We start from the raw sequence: 6,892 nt of genomic DNA, 5'->3' as shown, positions 1-6,892 counted from the left end.
GCGGCGCTCGTCGCCGGCGGCGTCGGCGTGCTGGCCGCGAGGGGCGCTCCGGCGACGACGGCGGGCGGTAATGCGGAGGGCGCGGCGCGCGCATACATTCAGGCGCTCGTGGATGGGGATGAGACGACAATACGGCGCCTGACGCCGAGCAAGCTCGCCAACCGGTTTGGCCCGTGTCCGTTCGTCGGGATGCCGAAGCTGCACAGCCCGCGCGTGGATGCCCACCGGGCAGGCGTCCTCTTCACGGGCAAGACAAGAGACGATGAAGTGCCGGACGAAGGCGGGCTCAGGCTGGTTCTGCTCGACGACGTGAAAGAGCGGCCGTGGCGGGTGCGGCAGATCTTCTACTTCACGGAATTGCCGATGGGCGCGAAGATCCCCTCGCGGAGCGTGACCGAGAAGGACGAAGCGCAGGAGCCGGTTGTGCTGCAGGCGGCACGGAGCTACATCGCGGCTTGGCAGAAAGGCGACTACGAGGGGATGAACGACCTCGCGTTCGACTGGCTGGCAAGGGATTTCGATTCGTACCCCGGCATCAAGATACGCAGCGTCAGCTTCACCCAGACTCCGGCGCAATCAGGGGAAATCAAGCTCAAGTTCACCGCGAAGCTGCGCGTCATGTGGGTACTCCCGAAGACCGTGGAGGGAACGGTCTTCGCCATGCGCGAGGACGGGCAGTGGAGAATCCGCGGCAATGAACTGACGCTATAAGGTGAAGCCGTGCCGCCCTCCGCATTTCCCCTGAGACTCCGCGCGCCCGCCAAGGTCAACCTGCTGCTGGCCGTGCTGGGCGAACTTCCCGACGGCTACCACAAGGTCGAGAACGTGCTCCAGGCGGTGTCGCTGTGGGACGAGTTGGTCCTACAGCCGGCGCAGGGGATCAGCATTGCGTGTAACGACGCGAGCGTCCCCGTCGGCGAAGACAACCTGTGCCACCGCGCCGCCCGCCTGCTCGGCGCGCGCGTGCCGCGCGCCGCACGCGCAGGGGGTGTCGCCATAACGCTGCGCAAGCAGGTCCCCTCGCAGGCGGGACTGGGGGGAGGCAGCAGCGACGCCGCCGCGACCCTGGTCGGCCTCAATCGCCTGTGGGATTTGCGGCTGCGGCGCGATGACCTGTGTGAGCTGGCTGTGGAGCTGGGCGCCGATGTTCCGTTCTTCATCCGCGGCGGCACGGCGCTCGGCACCGGACGGGGGGACAAGCTAACACGGCTGCCGCCCGGCCCGCGTCTGCACATCGTGTTGGCGCGCTCGGGCGAAGGCGTGTCCACCGCCTGGGCGTACTCGCACTGTCAAGTGAGCGGAGAGGACGGCGCGTCCCGGCAGATGCTCCGCGCGCTGAGCGCAGGCGACGGTGGCGGTATCGCCGCCGCGCTGCGCAATGACCTCGAGGATGCGGTGCTGCCGCATCGCCGCGACATCGCCCGCCTCAAGCAGCACTTGCTGGAGCGAGGAGCTTTAGGTGCCAGGATGTCAGGCAGTGGCTCCGCCGTGTTCGGCATCTTCGACAGTCGCAAAGCCGCGCAGGACACAGCCGCGGCGATGTCCAATCCTAAGGTGTGGGCGCGAGCGGTGTCGAGCATCCGCGGCGGCGTGGCGTTCAGCCGCGACGCGCTGCCGCGTGCGAGCCGGTAGCGGGCAGGCTTCCGCCCGCAGGTGCACCGACGGAGTGACTGGACATCCCGATGGCGGACGCGTTGGTTCTGGCGGCAGGTGAGACCCACGGGCGGTTGGCGCAGGCGACCGGCACGCGGTTCCGCGCGCTGATCAAGGTCGGCGGGGTGTCCATTGTCGAGCGCGTGGTTGGCGCTCTACGCGAGGCGCGCATGACGCAGCGAATCGTCGTCATCGCGCCGCCAGAGGTACGGGAACGCGTGCCCGCGGGCGTGGCGGAACTCACGGTGCCGTCGGGCGACGATCTCCTGGGCAACGTCCTGCGCGGCCTCGACGCTCTCGACGGCGTCGGGACAGTCCTGTTTGCCCATGCGGATGCGCCGCTCATCACCGCCGATTCAATTGACGATTTCCTTCAGCGCGCGGAGCCGTTACGTCCCGATCTTGCCTATGCGATCGTTCCCCGGGAGGACGTCGAGAGACGATTCCCTCGCGGTCATCGCACCTACGCGCGCCTCCGCGACGGAACCTTCACCGGCACCAACATCGTCCTGGTGGACGGCGGATTCATACGGCGCCACGAAAAGCTCATCCGCGAGTTCTACGAGCATCGCAAGAACCCACTGCGCTTGGCCGGCATGTTGGGCGCGGGCTTCGTGCTGCGGCTGCTCGCCGGCAGGTTGACCATCGCGGACCTCGAGCGCCGCGTCGGGCAGGTCATCGGCGGCGAGGCGCGCGGGATTATCTCGCATTACCCGGAGTTGGCCTTTGACGTAGATAAAGTCGGCGATCTGGAAAGCATACGCGAGCTTCTCGGCGACTGACCGCGTGGAGTACCGCCTCCGGGCGGAGGCGGCGACGCGGGGGCTGCGATGCTGGTCCTCAAATGCCCGAAATGTGGCAGGTTGTGCCGCGAGGGGGTGGTGCCATTCCCGCGCTGCGCGCGCTGTCACGAGCAACTTCTGACGTGTCGCCATTGCGCGGACTACGACGCGCGAATGCTCGACTGCGCGTCACCCTATCGCGCTGAGGACTTCCGCGTCCGCGACCCCGATCTCTACCTCGCGTGCCCGCATCACAGGACGACTCTCGCCGTCGTCGAGCAGCGGCCGGTGCGGCGGCGCGTGTGGATACCGGGCGTCGCGCTCGTGATCCTCGCTGTCCTCACGGCATTCTTCTTCGCGAGATGGCGGCCCGCAGCGCCGGGCGGCCCCGTGCTGCACGCGCGGATCGTTCCGCTGGACGAGGTCTGCATGCACGAACCGGCGATGATACAACTCCAGATCTGGAACCCCGGCGGTGGCCGATGCGAACAGGTCATCCTGGCGCTGGATCGTTCCTATGAGAAACACGTCACCCTGACGTACATCGAACCCGAACCTGTGGATCAACGACGCACCGCAAAATGGGATCGCTTCTGGTTCCCCGGGTTGGAGGAAGGGGATGTGCTCGACGTGCACCTGCACATCTCGCCGGTGAAACATGGGACATGGCAATTCGCAGCCGAGCTCATGTCACCGGACGCCGCCGGCCGCGAGCGCATCGAGGCTACTTTGGAGATCATGCCGTGACCCCGCACGGCACGGGTCGCGCCGCGAATGAGGCCACCGAGGCGCTGTCGGGGATCGCCCACGCGGCGGATCAACTCGCCGCAGACGCGTATGCGGTCGGCGGCTATGTGCGTGACAGACTCGTCGGCGTCGAAACCCGTGACATTGATATCCTGCTCACCGGCGCCGTGCGCGAGATCGCGGAGCGGATAGCCGCACAGTTCGATGCCTCGCTGGTCGCCCTGCGAGAGGCAGAGCCGACGATCCGGCTCGTCTTCTCCGACCGTTCGCACATTGACCTGTGCCTGCCCCGTCGCCGGACGACTGCCGTTGACTCGCCGTCCGCCGATTTCCTGGCTGAAGACCTCCAGAGCCGCGACTTTACGGTCAACGCGATGGCGCTTCCGTTGGAGGCGGTTGACCGTGACGATTGGCGGGAGCATGTTGCCGACCCGACCGGGGGAAGCGAGGACATCCGCCGGCGCGTGATTCGAGCGACGAACCCCGGGGTGTGGCAGGACGACCCGGCACGTCTCGTGCGCGCCCTGCGGCTGGCGGCGCAGCTCGGCTTCGAGCTTGACGCACAGGCTGAATCTGAGATCCGGGAGCACGCCGGACTGGTGACCAACGTAGCCCCCGAGCGCATCCGCGACGAGCTGATTGCCATTCTGCGCCGCAGGGATGCTCATAAATGGCTGGCACGCGCCGCCAAACTCGGCCTGCTCTTCGCGATACTGCCGGAACTCGCCGCGCTGCAATCCGTGCCCGCGATGGGCTATCATCACCTCGACGGCTGGCGGCATGCGCTCGCCGTGGCGCAGCGCATAGACGTGCTGGCGCGGTGCGCTCCGGGCATGAGCGCCGAGCACCAGGCGAAGTTAGCGGACGTGTTTGCGGCGCCGCTGGCCGGCGATCGCCCGCGGCTTGCCCTGCTCAAGTTGGCAGGCCTCCTGCACGACGTGGCAAAGCCTTCCACGCGCGGCGCCGATGAGGAGGGCGACCTTCACTTCTACGGACACGACAAGGACGGCGCTGGGATGGCACGCGAAGCCGGTCGGAAGCTGCGCCTCGGACGGCGCGAATTGAGCTACCTGGAACTCGCGGTGGGCGCGCATATGCATCCGGCCTTCCTCGCGCAGGAGCAGGAGGTTTCGCGGCGCGCGGCGCATCGGTTCTTTCGCAGGACGGGAAGCTGCGCGCCCGACGTGCTGGTACTGGCATGGGCCGACCGCCTGTGCGCGCGCGGCCTGGCGGCCGGGCGAGAGGGCATCGAGCGCGTCGAGTCGCTCGTCCGGTGGCTGCTCGCTGAATGGCTCGACCACAGCCCGTTGTCGCATCCCGAGGCGCCGGTCGGCGCGCGCGCGATCATGAGCCGCTACAGTCTGGAGGCAGGCCCGGCGGTGGGCAGACTAGTCGAAGCCCTGCAGCGCAGGCACGCGGAGCAGCCGTTTGCCGACGCGCAGGAGGCGTGGGCTTTCCTTGATCCCCTCGCGCGGGGGGTCGCCGCGAATGGCGTCGAGCTACAGGATGACGACGAATCGGAATGAGCCGGGCGCGGTTAGCCCGGATCATTCATAGCGAGTTCGGATGTCGCGCATAGCGACTGCCTCGGCTGCGTCAGCGGTTCACCCACCTGCGACGGGCGCACAGGCGTCATGGATTATCCGCGAGCGGTGAGTGCTGCGCACGCGAAGAGCATAGCGCCGACCTATGACAGGTATGAATAATGCAGGTTAGCCCTATAGACCTCCACGTCCACACGACTGCATCCGATGGCACGTCTACGCCGGATGATGCGGTCGCCGCGTGCGCGGAGTCAGGCGTCGAAGTCCTTGGAATCACGGATCATGACTCGCTTGACGGGATAGCCGAGGCGTTGGCCGCCGGCAACCGCCGCGGCGTCACGGTGGTACCGGGGTTGGAGATCAACACCGACTACGGCGAGACCGAGGCCCACGTCTTGGGCTACTTCGTGGATCATCGGTCGCCCGCGCTCAACGGCTTGCTCGAGGACATCAGGCACCGGCGCGTGGAGCGCGCGCGGGAGATACTCGCGCGGCTCGACGGTCTGGGCATGCACGTCGAGGAAAGCCGGGTCGTCGAGCTGGCCGCCGATGGGTCGGTCGGCAGACCGCACGTCGCGCGGGCGATGGTCGAGGCCGGCTACGTCCGGAATGGCGGCGAGGCATTCGCCCGCTTCATCGCCCGCGGCAAGCCCGCCTACGTGCCGCGCTATCGGCTCAGCCCCGAAGCGGCCGCCGAGGCGATACGCGCCGCGGCAGGCATCGCCGTGCTCGCGCATCCCGCGAAAGTCGGCGACGATGCACTGGTCACCGCGCTCATCGAACAGGGCCTGGAGGGGTTGGAGTGTTTCCACTGCGACCAGAGCGCGGCACATTCCAGGCACTATGTCGCTCTAGCACGGCAGCTCGATCTCGTCGTCACCGGCGGGACTGACTCGCACGGCCCCAGATCGGACCGCCCGGTGCCCATCGGCGCGGTCGCCGTCCCGCGGTGGGTGTGGGACGAGTTGCGGCAGTATCAGTCTTCCCGCGAGGGAGCGGCGCGCGCGCAACGAAATCCCCCTTCCTCTCAGAGCCTGCCCTGAGCCTGTCGAAGGGGAGAGGGTAGGTGACGGTCATTCGTTCCCGCTGCTACCTTCTCGGCGCGTTCCCCTTATGGAGTGCGGCGATTCATCGCCGCTTTCGCCCCGGCTTCGCGCCGCCTCTGCCGTTGACATCCTCCCGCCGGAGTGGTACAAATTCGGCGGCTTAGCCGTGATCGTACGCTGACCGCGGGGGAATACCAGACGTGGTGCCCTGCCGCCGAGAAGCTGCTCTCATATCGCCGCAGGTCCATCCTGCGAGCGAGTATATCCCCGCCCGCCCACCGGCCCGCGCGCTCCTCGCGCCAGCGGGCCGTTTTGACTTCTCCACCCTCCGCGCCCACCGACATTCGCAGTTGCGTGACACACATCACACAGCTCAAAACAGGTGGCTGTGCCTGACTGCTCCGTCCGGGGCCCGAGAAAAGCCGCGGAGGACGAAAACAGGTGACTGTCCCTATCTTCCCAAGCGCCGGGCAGGATTGTCGGCGAAAGGGTGCGATACGTGACTCGTCCAAGCTCGGGTATGCTACGGAACTGGATAGTGTGGTGCGGCGTAGCGCTGTGCGGAGCGTTCGTGGCCAATGCCGCGGACTTTGCAACCTGGGTGTTGGTGCCCAAATCCGGCGTCATGTCACCGGGGTATTTCAGCTTCATATTCTGGGCTCCGATGCTCGTCATCGGATGCGCCCTAGGTTTCTGGGCGGGGGGCGCTGCGCCTCGTGGCGCCCTCGAGCGCGGGGCTATGCTGGGAGCCCTCTTCATCATATTTGAGATTGCAGACGTCGTATGGCTGGGGATGAATGAGGGATACTTGTCTTTGGGTCAGGGGTACTGCCCGTTCGTCGCCGGTGGGTTAGCTGCGGTCGGGGGTGGTGCTCTGGCGAAGCGGTTCACGCGTACCGGGTGGCTGCATCGTGGCACGACCATCGGCCTGATCGGCCTAGTTACGCCTGCTACGCTCGTGGCGATAGGTTACTACGTCTATTGGGCGTTTCTTTGAAGACTTGGCAGTTCCGGGGACATGTGTGAGAAATCTGGCCGTGCTAAGTGGTCATTGTGATAGTCTTCCATTTGTCGGCTCGGCGTGGCGGCACTATTTGGCGCGGCACGCCGCGCTCCGGAG

The 6,892-nt window shown here is 66.8% G+C and carries 7 protein-coding genes; all 7 read left to right on the top strand.

The window, feature by feature from the left end; all coding sequences use genetic code 11:
- A partial coding sequence (locus JSV65_13040; GenBank protein ID UCH33488.1) for a hypothetical protein occupies nucleotides 1-711 on the top strand: 711 nt, incomplete at its 5' end.
- 9 nt (nucleotides 712-720) lie between these two features.
- A complete protein-coding gene (gene ispE, locus JSV65_13035) occupies nucleotides 721-1,632 on the top strand; it encodes a 4-(cytidine 5'-diphospho)-2-C-methyl-D-erythritol kinase (GenBank protein ID UCH33487.1) in 912 nt (303 codons plus the stop codon).
- A gap of 50 nt (nucleotides 1,633-1,682) precedes the next feature.
- The gene (locus JSV65_13030; GenBank protein UCH33486.1) at nucleotides 1,683-2,435 is read left to right on the top strand and encodes a nucleotidyltransferase family protein; all 753 of its coding nucleotides are present in this window, start codon (nucleotides 1,683-1,685) and stop codon (nucleotides 2,433-2,435) included.
- Nucleotides 2,436-2,609: 174 nt separating this feature from the next.
- On the top strand, nucleotides 2,610-3,182 hold the full coding sequence (locus tag JSV65_13025) for a hypothetical protein (GenBank protein UCH33485.1): 573 nt from the start codon (nucleotides 2,610-2,612) through the stop codon (nucleotides 3,180-3,182).
- Nucleotides 3,179-4,708, top strand: a complete 1,530-nt coding sequence (locus JSV65_13020; GenBank protein ID UCH33484.1) for an HD domain-containing protein — start codon at nucleotides 3,179-3,181, stop codon at nucleotides 4,706-4,708. The genes JSV65_13025 and JSV65_13020 overlap by 4 nt, the downstream gene beginning before the upstream one ends.
- Before the next feature lie 179 nt (nucleotides 4,709-4,887).
- The gene (locus JSV65_13015) at nucleotides 4,888-5,769 is read left to right on the top strand and encodes a PHP domain-containing protein (protein ID UCH33483.1); all 882 of its coding nucleotides are present in this window, start codon (nucleotides 4,888-4,890) and stop codon (nucleotides 5,767-5,769) included.
- A gap of 541 nt (nucleotides 5,770-6,310) precedes the next feature.
- Nucleotides 6,311-6,769: a hypothetical protein gene (locus JSV65_13010; protein ID UCH33482.1), complete on the top strand. Its 459-nt coding sequence runs from the start codon at nucleotides 6,311-6,313 to the stop codon at nucleotides 6,767-6,769.
- Nucleotides 6,770-6,892 lie beyond the last annotated feature (123 nt).

It is taken from the genome of Armatimonadota bacterium, from assembly GCA_020354555.1.
Classification (GTDB): domain Bacteria; phylum Armatimonadota; class Hebobacteria.
This window is presented reverse-complemented; position numbering and strand designations above follow the sequence as displayed.